This is a genomic window from Streptomyces sp. Ru62 (genome assembly GCF_002920615.1).
Classification (GTDB): Bacteria; Actinomycetota; Actinomycetes; order Streptomycetales; family Streptomycetaceae; genus Streptomyces.
This window is the reverse complement of sequence record NZ_PQSU01000003.1, coordinates 99278-116350: the sequence shown is the minus strand read 5'-3', so window position 1 is coordinate 116350 and position 17073 is coordinate 99278. Positions and strand designations below refer to the sequence as shown.

Annotated in this window: 16 protein-coding genes; 12 read left to right on the top strand and 4 right to left on the bottom strand. The window is 71.8% G+C overall.

Features of this window, described 5'->3' with window-relative positions:
- The first annotated feature begins 6 nt into the window (after positions 1-6).
- From C3492_RS05130 to C3492_RS05100, 7 genes are all read left to right on the top strand, one after another.
- Entirely contained in the window at positions 7-543 is a 537-nt protein-coding gene (locus C3492_RS05130; RefSeq protein ID WP_103810528.1) for a GNAT family N-acetyltransferase, read from the top strand.
- Entirely contained in the window at positions 540-878 is a 339-nt protein-coding gene (locus tag C3492_RS05125; protein ID WP_103810527.1) for a hypothetical protein, read from the top strand. Before C3492_RS05130 ends, C3492_RS05125 begins: the two co-directional genes overlap by 4 nt.
- Before the next feature lie 72 nt (positions 879-950).
- Positions 951-2216, top strand: a complete 1266-nt coding sequence (locus C3492_RS05120) for a ParA family protein (protein WP_103810526.1) — start codon at positions 951-953, stop codon at positions 2214-2216.
- On the top strand, positions 2213-3457 hold the full coding sequence (locus C3492_RS05115; protein ID WP_103810525.1) for a ParB/RepB/Spo0J family partition protein: 1245 nt from the start codon (positions 2213-2215) through the stop codon (positions 3455-3457). The genes C3492_RS05120 and C3492_RS05115 overlap by 4 nt, the downstream gene beginning before the upstream one ends.
- A 129-nt stretch (positions 3458-3586) precedes the next feature.
- Complete coding sequence (locus C3492_RS05110; RefSeq protein ID WP_258055498.1) at positions 3587-4360, top strand: GNAT family N-acetyltransferase; 774 nt, start codon at positions 3587-3589, stop codon at positions 4358-4360.
- Positions 4361-4417: 57 nt separating this feature from the next.
- Positions 4418-5203: a GNAT family N-acetyltransferase gene (locus C3492_RS05105; RefSeq protein ID WP_103810523.1), complete on the top strand. Its 786-nt coding sequence runs from the start codon at positions 4418-4420 to the stop codon at positions 5201-5203.
- Positions 5204-5228: 25 nt separating this feature from the next.
- Complete coding sequence (locus tag C3492_RS05100; protein WP_103810522.1) at positions 5229-5558, top strand: nuclear transport factor 2 family protein; 330 nt, start codon at positions 5229-5231, stop codon at positions 5556-5558.
- Positions 5559-5727: 169 nt separating this feature from the next.
- Here C3492_RS05100 and C3492_RS05095 read toward each other — a convergent pair whose 3' ends face one another.
- A complete protein-coding gene (locus C3492_RS05095) occupies positions 5728-6792 on the bottom strand; it encodes an NAD(+)/NADH kinase (RefSeq protein ID WP_103810521.1) in 1065 nt (354 codons plus the stop codon).
- Positions 6793-7010: 218 nt separating this feature from the next.
- Here C3492_RS05095 and C3492_RS05090 point away from each other — a divergent pair, with 218 nt between their 5' ends.
- On the top strand, positions 7011-7802 hold the full coding sequence (locus tag C3492_RS05090) for an MIP/aquaporin family protein (RefSeq protein WP_103810520.1): 792 nt from the start codon (positions 7011-7013) through the stop codon (positions 7800-7802).
- 160 nt (positions 7803-7962) lie between these two features.
- The gene (locus C3492_RS05085; RefSeq protein ID WP_103810519.1) at positions 7963-10731 is read left to right on the top strand and encodes a LuxR family transcriptional regulator; all 2769 of its coding nucleotides are present in this window, start codon (positions 7963-7965) and stop codon (positions 10729-10731) included.
- Between the two features lie 59 nt (positions 10732-10790).
- On the opposite strand, the gene C3492_RS05080 is transcribed toward C3492_RS05085, so the two are convergent.
- The 3 genes from C3492_RS05080 to C3492_RS05070 all read right to left on the bottom strand — a co-directional run bounded on the left by C3492_RS05080 (position 10791) and on the right by C3492_RS05070 (position 13653).
- Positions 10791-11054 (bottom strand): hypothetical protein, encoded by a 264-nt coding sequence (locus C3492_RS05080; RefSeq protein WP_103810518.1) that lies wholly within the window; start codon positions 11052-11054, stop codon positions 10791-10793.
- Positions 11055-11447: 393 nt separating this feature from the next.
- Positions 11448-12416 carry an amidohydrolase family protein gene (locus tag C3492_RS05075; protein ID WP_103810517.1) on the bottom strand — a complete coding sequence of 323 codons (969 nt, stop codon included), beginning with the start codon at positions 12414-12416 and terminating at the stop codon, positions 11448-11450.
- A 190-nt stretch (positions 12417-12606) separates the two neighbouring features.
- A complete protein-coding gene (locus tag C3492_RS05070) occupies positions 12607-13653 on the bottom strand; it encodes a LacI family DNA-binding transcriptional regulator (RefSeq protein ID WP_181140206.1) in 1047 nt (348 codons plus the stop codon).
- Positions 13654-13911: 258 nt separating this feature from the next.
- Here C3492_RS05070 and C3492_RS05065 point away from each other — a divergent pair, with 258 nt between their 5' ends.
- From C3492_RS05065 to C3492_RS05055, 3 genes are read left to right on the top strand one after another with little or no spacing between them, the layout of a single operon-like run.
- Complete coding sequence (locus tag C3492_RS05065) at positions 13912-15207, top strand: ABC transporter substrate-binding protein (protein WP_103810722.1); 1296 nt, start codon at positions 13912-13914, stop codon at positions 15205-15207.
- A 6-nt stretch (positions 15208-15213) separates the two neighbouring features.
- Complete coding sequence (locus C3492_RS05060; protein ID WP_258055497.1) at positions 15214-16125, top strand: carbohydrate ABC transporter permease; 912 nt, start codon at positions 15214-15216, stop codon at positions 16123-16125.
- Positions 16122-17060, top strand: a complete 939-nt coding sequence (locus C3492_RS05055) for a carbohydrate ABC transporter permease (RefSeq protein ID WP_103810514.1) — start codon at positions 16122-16124, stop codon at positions 17058-17060. Before C3492_RS05060 ends, C3492_RS05055 begins: the two co-directional genes overlap by 4 nt.
- Positions 17061-17073: the final 13 nt, after the last annotated feature.

The following is a 17073-nucleotide window of genomic DNA, read 5'->3' as shown; positions in this document are numbered from 1 at the left end:
ACGTCCGTGTCGTATGCCCCCGCCGCGCTCCGGCCCGGCGACCATCCCATCCTCACCCTCGACGGTCGGCCCACGCTGACCCGTCCCGCCGTGACGGCCGACCGCACCGCCGTCAACGCGATGCACGCGCGCTGCAGCGCGGAGTCGCGCCACCGGCGCTACCAGACGGCGCGGCAGAGGCTGACCCCCTCCGAATGGCACTCGCTGACCGGACCGGACCGGGGCCTGGCGTGGGTGACGCGGCCCGTCGAGGACCCGTACCGGGTCATCGCCGCCACCCACCTGCTTCGAACCCCGGCGGCCCGGACCGGTGAACTCGCGATCCTGGTGGAGGACGTCTGGCAGAACGTCGGACTGGGCACGAGCCTGGTGCGGCACGCCCTCCGGGAGGCCCACCGCCTCGGCATGGCATCGGTCCATGTGCTGACCGACCGGGACAACCACCACATGCTGTCCATCTGCCGCTCGCTCGGCGCCCGCGTCCGGGACGCTCAGGGCCCCACCGTCGATCTCGCGCTCCCGGTACCCGAGGACGCGTCATGACCAGGCGCTCGCCCCGACCGGCCGCCCGGGTGCTCGGCATCGTCACCGTCCTCGCCCGCACCGTCCTCGGTGCGGCGGCCGGAGCCGGCCGGCCCCCCACCCCGGTCCAGCGGTTCGCCGCCCGCCGCCCGGTCCTGCTGGCGGTGTGCGCCGGCACGCCGATCGGGCTCGTCGTCGTCCTCGCCGCCTGGCCCCGCGTCCGTACCGCCGCGGACGTCGCCTTCGTCCTGGCCAACTGCGTGCTCGTGTACTGCGTCTTCGCCCTGGCCGGGTACGGCGAACGCGCACGGCAGCGGCTGCTCGGCCGGGACCGCCGTACCCCCAAAAGGGGCTGACGGACCGACACGACATTAAAAACTAACGCGTCGATGCTTCAACTGATCATTCGCGTTAGTAAGGTGTCCTCCATGAGTTCTCCAGCCACCTCCAGCGACCGCGAGAAGGTCGTCTCCAAGCTGCCGGGCTGGCTCCGGCAGAACCTCAAGGTCAGAGCGGCCCAGCTCGGCATCGAGATCCAGACCGCCGTCGAACAGGGCGTCCGGGACTGGTGCGCGCTGGCTTCCGCCACCGCCCCCGTCGACACCGCGGGCGCCGACTCCTTCTCCACCTTCCTGCCGCCCGGCCAGTGGGAGGAGTTCCGGCGGACCGCCGAGGACCGCCGGGTCTCCCTCATCCAGGGTCTGGCACAGTCCGTCCGGCTGTGGCTGGACACCAACCCGGCGCCCGACGTCGAACGGCCCGCGGTGACCCGCCGTATCGTCATCTGCAACCAGAAGGGCGGCGTGGGCAAGACCGCCATCACCGCCGGGCTCGGCGAGGCGCTGGCCGAGTCCCCGGACGCCCTGCACCCCGTGCGCGTGGCGAAGGCGCTCGCCAAGGCCCTGCGCGACAGCGAGACGGCCGCCGACGCCGCGGAGCCGGAGGACGACCCGCTGGGCGTCGAGAACCTGCCCGGGCTCGGGATGCGGGTCCTGCTGGTCGACTTCGACCCGCAGTGCCACCTCACCAACCAGCTCGGCGCCACTCCCCTGCCGATGAACGGCGACAGCCTCACCAACCACATGGCGGGGGACCCCAAGGGCGACCTGCGCGACCTCGTCGTCTCCATCGACGAGGAGAAGTTCGGCGGCCGGCTGCACCTGCTGCCCGCGTGCAACGACGCCTTCCTCCTCGACGTCCGGCTGTCCGCCGTACGGGCCCGGGAGGCCGCCCTCGAACGGGCCCTCGCCCCCCTGGAGTCGGACTACGACGTCATCCTCATCGACTGCCCGCCGAGCCTCGGCCTCAGCATGGACGCGGCGGCGTACTACGGCCGGCGCCGCGACGGCGAGAAGCCCGGCCAGTCCGGCGCGCTCATCGTCGTCCAGGCCGAGGACAGCTCCGCCGACGCCTACGAGCTGCTGACCACGCAGATCGAGGACCTGCGCGCGGACCTCCAGGTCGACATCGACTACCTCGGCATCGTCGTCAACCTCTACGACTCGCGCCGCGGTTACATCGCCACCTCCTCCCTCCAGGGATGGGTCGACATAAAGGATCCGCGGGTCGTGGGCCTCATCGGAGACCTCAAGGAGCAGAAGGAGGCCGTGCGGATGAAGCAGCCCCTGCTGTCCTACGCACCCAAGTCCCAGCAGGCCGTCGGCATGCGCGCGCTGGCCCGGGAGATCTCATGAGCAAGGCCGACCAGTTGGGGGCGGGCCGCTTCGGCGGTGCCCGCACCGTCAGCGCGCGCCGGCAGGCGGTGGCCGCCGCGACCGGTGTGCCGACCGAGGGCGTCGCGCCCCCCACCGAGCTGCCCATCCACCGGGTCAGCCCCAACCCCGACAACCCCCGTTCCCGGCTCGGTGATCTGACCGACCTCGCGGGGAGCCTGAAGACGCACGGCCAGAAGCAGGCCATCACGGTCATGAACCGGGACGCCTACCTCAAGGCCAACCCAGACCGCGAGGGCGACCTCGAACCGGACACCACGTACGTCGTCATCGACGGCAGCAGCCGGCTCGCCGCCGCCCGGGAGGCCGGGCTGACCACGGTCAAGGTCATGGTCAGCGACGACCAGGGCAACACGTCCGAGGAGCTCCTGGAATCGGCCCTCGTGGCCAACATCCACCGCCAGGACCTGGGCGAACTCGACGAGGCCCGCGCCCTGCAGCGGCTGCTCGCCATCCACGGCAGCCAGACCGCGCTGGCCAAGCGGCTGCACCGGTCCCAGGGCTGGGTGTCCCAGCGGCTCGCCCTGCTGACGCTCACCCCCGAACTCCAGGCGCGCATCGGCCAGGAGCCGATCGATCTGCTCCGGGCCGTCGGCAAGAAGCCGGCCGAGGAGCAGGAGGCGGCCCTGGAGGCGCTCAAGGCGGAACGGGCGCGCGCCGATGCGGAGCGGGTGGCCCGCAGGGAGGCGGAGAGGCTCGCGCGCGAGGCTCCCCGGCCGCCGGAGCCCGAGCCGGAACCGGAGCCTCAGCCGGTGGTCGCGACACCGGCCGCTGCCGAAGAGCCGGCCGTGCCGTCGGACGCCGCGCAGCCCGAGCCCGTTGTCCCGGCGACGCCCCCGACTCCTCCGACGGCCCGTCCGGCCCCGCCGGCCGCGCCGAGCGCCCCGGCCCCGGCCCCGGCCCCCGTCATGGACGCGGCGCCGCCCGCGACCGTGCCGGAGACGGCGGTTCCCGAGCCCCGTACGACCCCGGGTGCCGCCGCTCCCGCCGTACGGCCGGCCGGCGCGGAGCAGCCCGTGCGCAGGCTGCCGTACGACGAGCCCGGCTCGCTCGCCATGCTGCTGGACCAGAAGATCGAGGACGACGACGTGTTCTTCGACCTGATCCGGTTCCTCGGGCTGCGCGCGCTCCAGCGCGACCCCGTCCGCCTGGGCGAACTGGGCCGGTCCCTGGGCGACCAGTCCACGGTCAGGGCCGACTGACCCGAGCCCCCGCCGCACGCCCCGCGTCCGTCCCGGCCGCGGGGCGCGGGCCGAGCAGTGGGGGCGCGCAGACTCAAGCGTGTCATGTGTTCTGAACCCCTGATGTCATTGGCAGATAGGCTGGCACCCATGGTAGCCACACTTGACATCGAACACCTGGAGCGGGTCACCGCCAACTTCCGCCAGTACCTGATGGGCTGGGGCGCAGAGCTGAGCGAGTGGGGAGATCCGGACCACTATCGCAGCGGGCTGGCCCAGCCGCAGTTCAACGGCGTCGTGCGGCTGAGGTCGCTGGACGTCGTCGAGGAGTCGATGGCCACCGCGCGGGCCCGGCTCGCGGGCGTGCCCTGGTGGTGGTGGGTCGGCCCGGACAGCCCGGCGGGGACCGTCGAGGCGCTCACCGGTCTGGGTGCGGTGTCCCTCGGTGCCGTGCCCCTGATGGCGCGCCCCCTCGACCAGGCCGAGCAGACCGAGGAGCCGCCGCCCGGCCCGCGGGTCGAGGAGGTCGGGGACGGGGACCGGCTGCGGGAACTGGTCCGCACCTACAGCGCCTCGATGGGGGTCTCACCGAGCCTGGAGGACGGCGTGGTCCGCGTCGAGGCCGGGCGGTCCGACAACGCGGACATCGTCCGTCTCGCCGCGGTGCTCGACGGCCGCGTGGTCGGCACGACGGTGGTCATGATGGCGCACGAGGTGGCCGGCATCTTCCTGGTCCATGTCGCGGAGGCGTATCGCCGGCGGGGCATCGGCGGCGCCCTGACGACGGCGGCGCTGCGGGCCGGGCGGGAGCGCGGGATGCGCCTGGCCGCGCTGGGGGCCAGCCCGATGGGTGAGCCCTTGTACCGGCGCTTCGGCTTCCAGACCGTCTCCCAGTACCACCTGTTCTCCGGACCCACGTCTTGATAGGCACGAGTGTCGCCTCATATCAGTTATTAACATCTGTTGAGTTATATTCGGTTCGTGACTGAACTCACTGACATTGCAGACCTCGAACCCCAGCTCGCCAACTGCCGTGACTACTGGCTCGGCTGGGGGGCACAGGAGCGGCAGGACGGCTGTCTGTCCCTGTTCCGCAGCGGTCTCGCCGACAGCCAGGTCAACGGTGTGATGCGGCTGCGGGACGCGGACCGCGCCGAGGAGGCCGTGGCCGAGGCGGTCAAGCGGTTCGACAGCCTTCCGTTCACCTGGTGGGTCGGTCCCGACAGCGCGCCGGACGTACGCCGGCGTCTGGTCGACGGCGGGGCCCGGGAAGAGGGAGTCATGCCGATCATGGCGGTGCGGACGGACCAGGTGCTGCACGCGGCGGGTCCCGACGCTCTCCGGGTACGGCCCATCGGTGACTCCCTGGAGGAACTGTCCGACTGGGTCAGGACCTACAGCCCCTCCTTCGGTCTCGCACCGGAGCTGCACGACGACCTCGTCCGCATCGAACGGGGGCGGACGGACGCCGGGCGGATCACGCGGTTCGCGGGCCGGCTCGACGGGCAGACCGTGGGCACCGCGCTGCTGTACGTGGCACACGGCGTCGCCGGGATCTACGTCGTCACCACCGACTTCTCGCGACGGCGGCAGGGGATCGGCGCCGTCCTCACCCAGGCCGCGGTGCAGGCCGCCCGGGAGAACGGTCTGCGCGTCGCCACGCTCCAGGCCACCGGCGACGGCACGCCGGTCTACCGACGGCTCGGATTCACCGTCGTCGGCGAGTATGAACTCTTCGAGGTGCCGGCTCCGGAACCGGCCCAGTGACCCTTTCGCGTGAGGAGCGGCTGCCATGACCGACATCGAACTTCCCGACGCCATCCGGGTGTTCATCGAAGCGACCAACGCCGGTGACTCCGAGGCCTTCGTGGCCGCCTTCACACCGGACGCGTACCTGAACGACTGGGGGCGCGAGTTCCACGGGCGCGGTGGGGTGAGCGACTGGAACCGCACCGACAACATCGGTGTGCAGGCGCACTTCGACCTGGTCTCGGCACAGCAGGGCCCGGCGGACGGCCGCTACCTGCTGACGCTGAAGGTGTCCGGCAACGGCTACAACGGCACCGGGCCCATGGCCTTCGAACTGCGCGACGGGCTGATCGCGAGCCTGCGCATCAGCTAGGTCCTGTCGGCGGCGGGGTCGCCGGTCAGCCCGGTGACCGGCCCGGCCCGCAGCCGGTCCGGCAGCCGCCCGCAGCCCGGCCGACGGACTGCGGAGGACCCGGCGGCGGTTCCGCTCGTCGGACGGCATGCACCACCCCGGCGTACGACCACCCCGGCCGGCGGCCCGCTCACCGAGCGGCGGCCGGTGGCGGCAGTCGCATGCCGGCGAGGTCGGGCGGGATGGGCGTGTCGGGCCGGAAGAACGGCGCCGAGGGTCCGTCCTTGGCCGTGGCGGGGGCGTCGGTGAGATGGAAGCGGCCCCGGAGGCGGCCGTAGAAGTCAGTCGGGTGCAGGCGGATCAACCGCACCCGGTCCGGGGCGCGGAAGACGCCGATCCAGTCACCGGGGTCGAGCACCCCGCGCAGTTGGCCGTCGATGCTCACCGCGGCCTGCCCGGAGTGGGGCAGGACGCGCAGGGCGACCGGTTCGTCGGGCGCGGCGACGATGCTGCGGTTGAAGGTCATGTGCGGGGCGATGGGGGTGAAGACCACCGCGTCCATGTGCGGGGAGAGCACCGGGCCGCCGGCGGCGAAGCTGTAGGCGGTGGACCCGGTGGGCGTGGCGACGGCCAGCGCGTCGGCCGAGTACGACGCCAGCAGCCGGCCCGCCAGGTAGACGCCGACGCTCACCTGGCGGTCGCGGGCGAGCTTCTCCAGAACCACGTCGTTGAGGGCGTTGACGTCCAGGGCGACGCCCCAGCCCTCGCCCTCGGTGGTCTCCGGCCGGACGTGCGGGGCGGGCAGCGCGGGGCCGCGCCCGTACAGCAGCAGGGCCTCCATTCCCGGCGGTATCTCCAGCGGGCGCGACGCGCGCATGGTGAGGGTCATGCGTTCCTCGACGACGGCGTGGCCCTCGTGGACGGTGTCCAGGGCGGCGGTGACGTCACCCGCCGGCACCTCGGTGAGGAAGCCGACCTTGCCCAGGTCGACGCCGAGGACGCTCGCCCCGCTCTTGACCGCGATCCGGGCGCCCCGCAGAAAGGTCCCGTCGCCGCCGAGGGTGACGACGAGGTCGGGGTTCCCTGCCGCCTCGGCCTCCTCGCGTCCGCCGCGCCGGCCGTGGTCCTCGGCCCACACGTCGATGTCGGTGCACGCGATACCTCGGGCGTCGCTCCACCGGTGCACGGTCAGCGCCGCTTCCCGGGCGGCGGCCCGTCCCTGATGAACGACGAGACCTATGCGTTGTATGGGCATGCTGACATCATGCAACACATAACAGCAGGTGGCACAGCAGAGGGTGGCTGACTGGCCCATGTGTTGACGCAGCCCCGGCGTGCGAGGTGACGTCACCGGCGCGTTGTGGGGATTGCCCCATGCACCGGCTGGTGCAGGCTCGATTTCACCAGGTCGTGGTGGCTGGAAAGCTGCGCAGTGAGCGTCCCCGCTTCCATCGCCGTGCCGAGGTGACCCGTATGACCGCGTCCGTCCGCCGTCCCGCCGCCGTGCCCACCGGACAGGTGTGGTGCGAGTTCGCTCTCACGACCGTGCTGCTCTTCCTGGTGGTGACCATCGTGCGCTGGGTCCGCGTGCCCGCGTCGCCGCTGTACGTCGGTGATCTGCGCCTTGCTCTCGCGGTGGTCGGGCCGGTCGCCGGACTGCTGATCACCGGGCTGATCCTGTCGCCGTGGGGACGCCGCAGCGGCGGACACATGAATCCGGCGGTGACCGTCGCCGTATGGCTGATGGACGTGTTCCCCGGGGTGAGCGTCCTGCCCTACATCGCCGCCCAGCTGGCGGGCTCCGTGCTCGGGACGTCCCTCGGACGGCTGGTGTGGGGACCGGTGGTGTCCACGGTCGGCTTCGGGTCCCTGCGGCCCGCCCCCACCTGGCCGGCGTCGGCCGTGTTCCTCGCGGAGACCGGGTGCATCCTCGTCCTGGCCCTCGCCGTCGGCTTCCTGCTGGCCTATCCTGCGTTCGGCCGGTGGCTGCCGGCGACGGTGGGAGTGTGCATCGCGCTCATCATCGTGGTCTTCGGCCCGCTGAGCGGCGGTTCCGCCAATCCCGCGCGGCAGTTCGGACCCGCCCTGCTCGCCGGTCAGTTCACCGACCTGGTGACCTACATGGTGGCGCCGATCGTCGGCGCCGTCCTCGGGGCGTCGGTGCACCACCTGCTCTACCGGCGGTTCCAGTTGCGCGAGCCGATCACGTACAAGCTCGCCGGCACCGGTGACGCCACCGGGCGCGCCGAGGCGTCGCAGGTGTGACAGGGCCGTCGGCCCGGCTTCGGCGCCCGCTTCCCCGGCCACAGGTGATTTCCCGAGGAAGGCTGATTTCCCTCCGAGGAAGCCGGTGGCGGGGTGGGTGGGACGTGCCTGCGTCAGCCCCGCCTTGATACGCCGGCGGCCCCCGAGGGAGACTTCACGGGTGATCCAGCCCGGCGACCGGCCCGAGAATCTCGTGGGACGACTGCGAGAAATCGACTTTCTGCAACGTTTTCTCCGGCAGACCGGAGTGAACGGCGGCACGTTGCTGCTGTCCGGAGAAGCGGGTGTGGGCAAGACGGCCCTGTTGGAGGCGACCGCCGACGCCGCCCGCGCGTCGGGGGCGACGATCCTGCGCGTGACCGGGGCCGAGTTCGAGGCCGAGGTGAGCTTCGCCGGGCTCAACCAGGCCCTGTTTCCCCTGGTCGACGAATTCTCCGCGCTCGGGGAGGAACACGCCGGGGCGCTGCGGGTCGCCCTGGGCTTCGAGATCGGCTCCGCTCCGGACCGGCTCCTGCTGTCCAACGCCGTGACCCTGCTGCTCCGACGGGTGGCCGTGCGGGCGCCGCTGCTGCTGGTCATCGACGACCTCCCCTGGCTCGACCGGGCCAGTGCGGTGGTGCTGAGCTTCGCGGCACGCCGGCTGATCGGCAGCAGGGCCGGCCTGCTGGCGTCCTACAGAACCGGATCGGCCGGCTACTTCGACACCAGCGGCCTGCCCGAGCTGCCGTTGCGGGCGCTGGACGACGAAGCCGCCGCCCAGTTGCTGGCGGAGCGCTTCCCCGGCCTCGATCCCCAGGTCCGGGCGCGGGTACTGAGTACCGCGCAGGGCAATCCCCTGGCCCTGCTCGAACTCCCGCACGCCGTGCGGGAGACCCGGCGCGGCCCCGCCGAGCCCGTGCCCCGGGTGCTCCCCCTGAACCAGCGCCTGCAGGGACTGTTCGCGGCCCGGGTGGCGGCCCTGCCCGCCGCGACCCGGACCCTGCTGCTCACCGCCGCGCTGGAGAGCACCGGTGACCTCGGAGTGCTGCAGGCCGCGGCCGGCGCCGGTTACCGGCTGGACGATCTGGCGCCCGCCGAGCGGGACCAGCTCGTCAGGGTCACGACCGCCTCGCACACGGTGGCGTTCCGGCACCCGCTGATCCGGTCCGCCGTCGTGGCGGAGTCGACCTCCGCCGAGCGCCGGCAGGTGCACCAGGCCCTGGCGGAGGTCTTCCACGACGACTTGGAGCTCCGGGCCTGGCACCTCGGCGAGGCCACCGTCGCACCCGACGAGGAAGTGGCGGCGCTGTTACAGGCGGCGGCCCGCCGTGTCCGGGGGCGCGGGGACTACCAGGCCGTCATCTCTCTGCTGTGCCGGGCCGCCGATCTGAGCCCGACTGCGGAGGCGCGCGGCAGCCGCCTGGCCGAGGCCGCCTACATCGGAGCGGAAGGCCTGGCGGCGGGCAGCACGCCGGAACTGCTGCGGGATGTGCGCCAGTCCGACGACCAGCCGTCCGCTTCCCTGCACTACGCGGCGGCCGCGGCGCTCCAGCTCCTCGAAGCGGACGGGCACGTGGACACCGCCCACCGTCTGCTGGCGGAGGCGATCGAGTCGTGGCCGAACCGTACGGACGCCGACGACGAGGAACTGGTCGTCGCACTGTCCACGCTCGCCCTGGTCTGCCTCGTCGGCGGACGGGCCGAACCGTGGGCCGACTTCCACCGGGCGGCGGCCCGCCTCCGGCCGGCGCCCCCGGAGGTGCTGGTCCTGGCCACCGGCCTGTACGCCGCCGATCCGGTCCGCACCGGGGTGGCCCTGCTGCCGGTGCTGGACGCCCGGCTCGCGACGATCCACCAGGAGCTGGATCCCGGCGTGGTGCAGGACGTGGCGGCCAGTGCCATCTATGCGGACCGGCTGGCCGAGGCACGGGAGGCACTGTGGCGGGCCATCCGGCAGGGCCGGGCCGATGGGCCCGGCAGACGGAGGATCGTCGCTCTCATGGACGTGTGCATCGACGACTTCGTCCGCGGTGAGTGGGCCGAGGCCGGCGAACTCGCGGCCGAGGGTCTCGCGGTCTGCGAGGAGTTCGGGGGCAGGTTCTTCAGCTTCTACTTCCGCTATCACCAGGCTCTCCTGGCCGCCGTCCAGGGCAGGTTCGAGACCAGCCGCGCCCTCACCGACCAGATGATCGGCTGGGCTGGTCCGCGCGGCGTGGGCATGGCGCAGACGTACGCCCGCCACGCCCTGGTCCTGGCCCACCTCGGGGAGGGCGACTACGAGTCGGCCTACCAGCGGGCGACGGAGATCAGCCCCGCCGGAACCCTCGCCTCGCACGTACCGCACAGTCTCTGGGTTGCCCTGGAACTGGTCGAGGCCGCCGTCCGCACCGACCGCAGGGACGAGGCCGAGCGGCACGTGCGCGCACTGCGCGAGTCGGGCACCGCGGCCCTCTCGCCCCGGCTCGCGATGCGGGAGACGGCCGCGGCGGCACTCGTCGCCGATGACGAGGCCCCGGAGCTCTTCGAACGCGCTTTGCGGACACCGCGGACCGTCGAGTGGCCGTTCGACACCGCGCGCGTTCGCCTCCTGCACGGCGAACGGCTGCGCCGCTCACGGGCGATGAGCGAGGCGAAGGCCCAGCTCAAGGAGGCGTCCGACACCTTCGAGAAGCTCGGTGCCACTCCCTGGGCGGCCCGCGCCGAACGGGAGCTGAGGGCGGCGGGGCAGGCCGCGCGCACCCCCGCCGGCACCCAGGGTGCGACCGCCCTGACGCCACAGGAACGGGAGATCGCCCGGCTGGCGGCGTCCGGCATGACGAACAAGGAGATCGGCGAACGGCTGTTCATCTCACCGCGGACGGTGAGCAGTCACCTGTACCAGATCTTCCCGAAGCTGGGCATCACCAAGCGGGCGGCCCTGCGGGACGCGATCGGCAGCGACGACGCGTGACGGCTGTGCCGTGAGTGACCCTGTTGTCGGACCCGCCGCCGACGTGGAACTCCGGGCAGTCACCCCTTGCGGACCACCCCGTCGCCTCCGGACGCCTGTGCCTCCAGCGCCCTGAGCCACCCCTCCACCATGCGCCGGACGGACGCCGGGTCCGCTTCCCGGCGTGCGATGGCGGCGGGGCCGCGCGCCGCGATCCCCGTGCGGACCAGGGTGCGACCGCCCAGGTCCAGGAGCAGCCACTCCTGGTACAGGCCGAGATCGCTGCCCAGTGCGAACCAGGCCAGGCGGCTGCCGGGGCTGCACTCGCCGACCCGTGCGCGCATCCGCAGGCCCCCACCCGGTAGGTGAACTCGCTGCCGCTCCGCAGCCCCGGCGGCTCGGGGTCCGCCATGGACCCGTCGTCGACCGGCGTGGCATCCCGTGCCCAGGTGCACAGGTCGGCCAGGTGTGCGAAGACGGTTTCCGGCCGCGCGTCGATGTCGGCCTCGCCGACAGCCCACAGGTCCGAGAAGTCCGGGGAGTAGCCGATCGGCCAGTGCAGAAGTCGGTGGCCGTCCGGCTGATCCGGTCCGGGCGCATCGAACACGATGTCTTCCTCCGTGCGGCTCCTGGCGGTTCCTTCCCCCCACCAGGCTTCCCGACGGCACACGGATGGGCATCAGTCATTCGACGGGGTCGGCGCATGATCGGCGCCCCGCTCGGCCCCGTGGGTCCGCTCAGTGCCCAGTGAGCAGGTCCGGCAGCAGCCGGGCCGCGTTGCGGGTGGTCAGCGCGCGCCAGGTGCCGCCGGCCGGCTGTTCAGCGGCATCGACGGAGGCGATCTGCGCGACGGCGCCGGCGGCCGGGGTCCAGCAGTAGTCGCTGCCGTAGAGAAGGCGGTCATGGCCGAAGGTCGTCGTGAGGACCGGGATCTGGTGCGGGAAGGGGCTGCCGGCCATGTCGAACCAGAGTCCGCGCAGCTGCTCCTGCACGGTGGGGCCGTCCTGGTCGCCGAAGCCGAACACCGTCCGGAACAGCTCCATGCGGTCGGCGAGCAGCGGGAGCGCGCCACCGCCGTGGGTGAAGACCCACTGGATGCGCGGGTAGCGGCGCAGCACTCCGCTGAACACCAGGTCGGAGACGGCACGGGTGGAGTCGAACAGGAACTCCAGCATGGGCCGGGGCCGGTCCAGGGCGACGGCTTCGTGACAGGGCGGTGAGGTGGGGTGGACGAAGACGACGGCACCGCGCTCGTCCAGGTCCCGCCAGAGGGGTTCGAAGCGGGCGTTGCCGAGGTAGGCGCCCGCGTGGTTGGTCTCGACGGCGACGCCGTGGCTGCCGAGGACGTCGAGTGCGTGGGCGGCCTCGGCCCGCGCCCCGTCCACGTCGGGCAGCGGGAGGGAGGCGAAGTGCCCGAAGCGGCCGGGGTGTGCGCGCAGCACGTCCGCCGCGAACTCGTTGACCCGCCGGCTCAGCAGGCGCGCGGCGCGGTCGTCGCCGAAGTGCGTGCCGGGCGACGAGACGGACAGCACGCTGGTGCGGATGCCGTGGGCGTCCATGAGGTCCAGGTGCCCGGCCGCCGACCAGGTGGGGTAGCCCCGCATGCCGTCGGGGAGCAGGTGCCCCGCCGCCTTGGCGGCCTCGACGTAGTCGGGGGTCACGAAGTGGGCGTGGACGTCGACGAGTTGCTCCGCTGTCGCGGTCACGGGAGTCCTCCGTTTCTGGCCGGCGGCATGAGCGGGGCGCGTGCCCTGGGCGGGGACGTACGGTCCCCGCGGCGACGCCTCGGCCGGTTCCCCGATTCTCGTCAGGGGGCCCGCGGAGGGCCATGGGGTGATCCCCACGACCGGACACGGCGGGCCTGGGGAGCACCCCACGGCTGCGGTCGGCGGCCCCTCACCGGCTGGGCGCCGGCCCCGTGCTCTCGCGGGCTATGAGTTCGGGCAGCGGCACCTGGACCGTGCCCGGGGCGGCTCCGTCCAGCAAGGACACCAGTTCCCGGGCGGCCGTACGGCCGAAGGCCACGGTGTCCCGGGACAGCGCGGACAGCCAGGGCTTGACCATCCGGCACAGCGCGGAGTCCTCCCAGGAGACCACCGAGACGTCGTCCGGCACGGTGAAGCCCAGTTCGGCCGCGGCGCCGACACCCGCGACCGCCATCACGTCGTTGTCGTAGATCAGTGCCGTGGGCGGGGTGGCGGCCCCCAGCACCCGGCGGGTGACGGCGGCTCCCTGCGCGTCGGAGTAGTCGGTGGTGACCGAGCGGACCTCGGTCAGCCCGCGACGCTCGGCCTCGGCGCGCAGGCTGCGCACCCGCCGCTGGGTGTGCGCGAGACCGGGGAGACCGGCGATGTGCACGATCCGCCGGTGCCCGAGCGCGTGCAGTTCCCCGACGATGGCGGCCATCGCGCCGGCGTCGTCGGCCCACACCGCCGACAGCCGGGGGTCGAGTCCGGCCGGCGCGCCCCCGATCACCACGGCGGGCAGGCCGAGTTCGTCGAGGAGACCGGGGCGGGGGTCGTCGGTGCGGGGGTCGACCATGAGGACGCCGTCGACCCGGTGCTCGGCCCACCAGGTCCGGTATACCGCGCATTCGTCGGCAATGTCCTCTACAACTTGGAAGAGCAGGCCGAGGTGTCGCTCGGCCAGCACTTCCTGGATGCCCGAGACCAACTGGAGGAAGAACGAGTCCACGCCAAGGGTGTGCGCGGGCCGGGCCAGCACGAACCCGACCGTGGCCGTCCCCTCACCGGACAGCTGGCGTGCGGCGGTGCTCGGCCGCCAGCCGAGCTGTTCGGCCACCCGGCGCACCCGGGCGCGGGTCACCTCCGAGACGCCGGGCCGGTTGTTGAGGGCGAAGGAGACGGCGCTCTCGGAGACCCCGGCCCGCCGCGCGATGTCCTTCATCGTTGGCCGGCGCGCCGGTGCACGCTTGTCCGTCACTTCCGCTCCCATTCCCTGGCGTCGAGCACTAAAGCGCTTGAGCGTTACCAGCCTAAAGCGCATTAGCGATCAGGGGCAAGAGTCTCGCGTCACCGTTGTCCGGCTCGCGTCAAGACGGCCTGACCTGCGACTTCTATCGACGTCAGGAAGTTCTCAGTCGAATCCATTGACATTTTTCCGCCACAGGATGCAATGTCTGCCCCTGAACCCGTGGCCGGCATCGTCGCCGTGGCCCGCTGTCCGAAGGAGCCCCCAGCCGTGCGCATATCCCACAGAACCCTCGCCACCGCTGTCGCCGTCGCGGCCCTGCTGCCGCTGAGTGCCTGCGGCTCCGGGAACGACGACAGCTCTTCCGGCGACGCCTCGGGCAAGATCCAGGGGAACATCACCTTCCAGACCTGGAACCTGCGCGCCAACTTCAAGCCCTACTTCGAGGGCGTCATCGCCGACTTCGAGCACAAGTACCCGGGCACCCACGTGAAGTGGGTCGACCAGCCCGCCGAGGGCTACGCGGACAAGCTCAGCGCGGAGGCGGCCGGCGGCACGCTGCCCGACGTCGTCAACGTCTCCCCCGACCTGGCCGCCCCGCTCGCCAAGGCCGGGCTCGCCCTGAACCTGGACAAGGACAAGGCGGCGGCGAAGTACAAGAGCGAGTACCTGCCGGGTGCGTGGAGCAGCACCGACATCCCGGGCCTGCCGGGCACCTGGGCGTTCCCCTGGTACCTGAACACCGGCCCGCTGTTCTACAACAAGGCCCTGTTCAAGGAGGCCGGCCTCAACCCCGACCAGCCGCCGAAGACGTACGCCGAACTGTTCAAGGTCGGCCTGCAGATCTCCAAGAAGACCGACGGCAAGGTCGCCACCCTCGCCAACGTGCCGGCCATCGAGGACTTCGGCCGCTACGGCGTCCAGCTGATGAACAAGGAAGGCACCGGTTTCGCCTTCAACGATGCCAAGGGTGTCGAACTCCTCACCAAGTACAAGGAGTTGTTCGACGCCAAGGCCCTCGACCCGCAGGCCCTGACCGCCACGCCCGAGTCGTCCGGCCGGAAGTTCCTCACCGGGGCCGTCGCCATGAACCCCGGCAGCGCACTGGACCTGAAGAACTTCAAGACGCAGGCGCCGACCCTGTACAAGAACATCGGCATCACCGACCAGATCACCAGCACCGGCCACGTCAACATGTACGTGCAGAACGTGATGGTGAACGCCCAGTCCAAGCAGAAGCCCGCGGCCGTGGCCTTCGCGCACTTCGTCACCGACGCGAAGAACCAGATGGCCTTCGCCAAGCAGGTCGCCATCTTCCCGAGCACCGCCGGCTCCCTGAACGACCCGTACTTCACCAAGGAGGACGGCACCGACGAGACCCGGGTCCGGGTGGCCGCCGCCAAGTCCCTGAAGACGGCCGTGAACTACACGCCGGTGCAGTTCAGCGACCAGATGAAGACCGCGCTCCAGCAGGAGGTCGCCAAGGCGCTCCAGGGCAAGGAGAGCCCCAAGCAGGCGCTCGACAACGCTGTCAAGGCCTGCGACCAGCTGCTCAAGCAGGGCTGATCCGCCGTGGCCCTCTCCTCCCCTGCTCGCCGGGGCTCCCGGGTGCGGCGTCAGCTGCCCACCAGTCCGTGGCTGTTCGCCGCACCCGGGTTGCTGGTCACCGCCGCGTTCGTGCTGTACCCGTTCGTGTCGACCGTGGTGAACTCCTTCACCGACCGTCGCACGCTGATCCCCGGCCAGTTCGTCGGTCTCGCCAACTACCGCGAGATGCTCCACGACGACATGTTCTGGATCGCCCTGCGCAACAGCACGCTGTACATCCTCGGGGTCGTCCCCGCGCTCGTGATCCTGCCGCTGCTGCTCGCCCTGCTGGTGCAGAAGCACATCCCCGGCATCGCCTTCTTCCGGTCCGCCTTCTACACCCCGGTCGTGGCCTCGATCGTGGTCGTCGGCCTGATCTGGGTGTGGCTGCTGGACGAACGCGGACTGGTCAACTCGCTGCTGGAGAGCCTGGGCGCGAGCCCGGTCGGGTTCCTCAGCGACCAGTGGCTGATCCTGGTCAGCGCCATGGCGGTCACGGTGTGGAAGGGCCTCGGCTACTACATGATCATTTACCTGGCCGCGCTCGCGAACGTACCGCGCGAACTGCACGAGGCCGCCGCCGTGGACGGCGCCGGCGCGGTCCGCCGCTTCCTCAGCGTCACCGTCCCCGCCGTGCGGTCCACGATGGTCCTGGTGGCCGCGCTCTCCTCGGTGTCCGCCTTCAAGGTGTTCTCCGAGGTGTACCTGATGGCCGGCCCGACCGGCGGCCCGGCCGGCGAGGACACCACCCTCGTGATGCTCGTACAGCGCACCGGCACCGGCCTCAGCGGCCGGGTCGGCTACGCCTCCGCGATCTCCGTGGTGGTCTTCGTGATCACCGTGGTGCTGATGCTGCTGGTGCTGCGCGCGGACCGGAAGGACGAGGCCCAGGCATGACCGACACCCTGCGCACACCGGGCGAGCACACCGCCCGCCCGGGCCACCCGACGACCGGCACCGCCCGGCGGACCGGCCGCCGCCCCCGTTTCACCGACGAGACCGGCCAGCGGGTCAGGCCCTGGGAACTCGTCCTGCGCTACCTGCTGCTGCTCGCCGTGCTGGCCCTGACGATCGGCCCGTTCCTGTGGCAGCTCTCGACCTCGCTGAAGGGCCCGACGGAGGACATCTACAGCTCCCCGCCGTCGTTCCTGCCCGAGCACCCCACGCTGCACAACTACAGCCGGGTCGCCGGCGTCATCCCCGTCTGGGACTACGCCCTGAACTCCCTCAAGGTCGCCGTCGCCAGCGTGGTCACCAACTGCGTCGGCTCCGCCCTCGCCGGCTACGCCCTGGCCCGGCTGCGCTACCGGGGCCGCGGGGCGCTGACCCTGGTCTTCATCCTGGCGCTGCTGGTGCCCGCCGAGAGCATCATCATCGCCCAGTTCACGACCATGCGGTCGCTGGACCTGAACAACACCCTCATCGGCGTGGTGCTGCCCGGCTGCGTCGGCGCGATGAACGTGCTGCTGATGCGCAACGCCTTCCTCAACCTGCCGTACGAGATCGAGGAGGCGGCCTTCGTCGACGGCGCCAACGTCTGGCAGCGGTTCCTGCGGATCGCGCTGCCGTCGGTCAAGGGCACCCTCGCCGTCGTCGCGATCTTCGCCTTCATGGGCGCCTGGGACGACTTCCTGTGGCCGCTGATCGTGCTCGGCGACCCGTCCAAGTTCACCCTCACCGTCGGCCTGAACTATCTGCACGGCACCTTCGCCAACGACCAGCGGCTGGTCGCCGCCGGCACGATCATCGCCGTGGCCCCGCTCATCGTCCTCTTCGCCTGCCTCCAGCGGTACTTCTTCCGCGGGGTCGGCGAGGGCGCCGTCAAGGGCTGACCGCCGTACCGAG

Coding starts and splice junctions, on each gene's coding strand:
- C3492_RS05125 (WP_103810527.1), top strand. CDS start 540: ATGACCAGGCGCTCGCCCCGACCGGCCGCCCGGGTGCTCGGCATCGTC.
- C3492_RS05120 (WP_103810526.1), top strand. CDS start 951: ATGAGTTCTCCAGCCACCTCCAGCGACCGCGAGAAGGTCGTCTCCAAG.
- C3492_RS05115 (WP_103810525.1), top strand. CDS start 2,213: ATGAGCAAGGCCGACCAGTTGGGGGCGGGCCGCTTCGGCGGTGCCCGC.
- C3492_RS05110 (WP_258055498.1), top strand. CDS start 3,587: ATGGTAGCCACACTTGACATCGAACACCTGGAGCGGGTCACCGCCAAC.
- C3492_RS05100 (WP_103810522.1), top strand. CDS start 5,229: ATGACCGACATCGAACTTCCCGACGCCATCCGGGTGTTCATCGAAGCG.
- C3492_RS05095 (WP_103810521.1), bottom strand. CDS start 6,792: ATGCCCATACAACGCATAGGTCTCGTCGTTCATCAGGGACGGGCCGCC.
- C3492_RS05090 (WP_103810520.1), top strand. CDS start 7,011: ATGACCGCGTCCGTCCGCCGTCCCGCCGCCGTGCCCACCGGACAGGTG.
- C3492_RS05080 (WP_103810518.1), bottom strand. CDS start 11,054: ATGCGCGCACGGGTCGGCGAGTGCAGCCCCGGCAGCCGCCTGGCCTGG.
- C3492_RS05055 (WP_103810514.1), top strand. CDS start 16,122: ATGACCGACACCCTGCGCACACCGGGCGAGCACACCGCCCGCCCGGGC.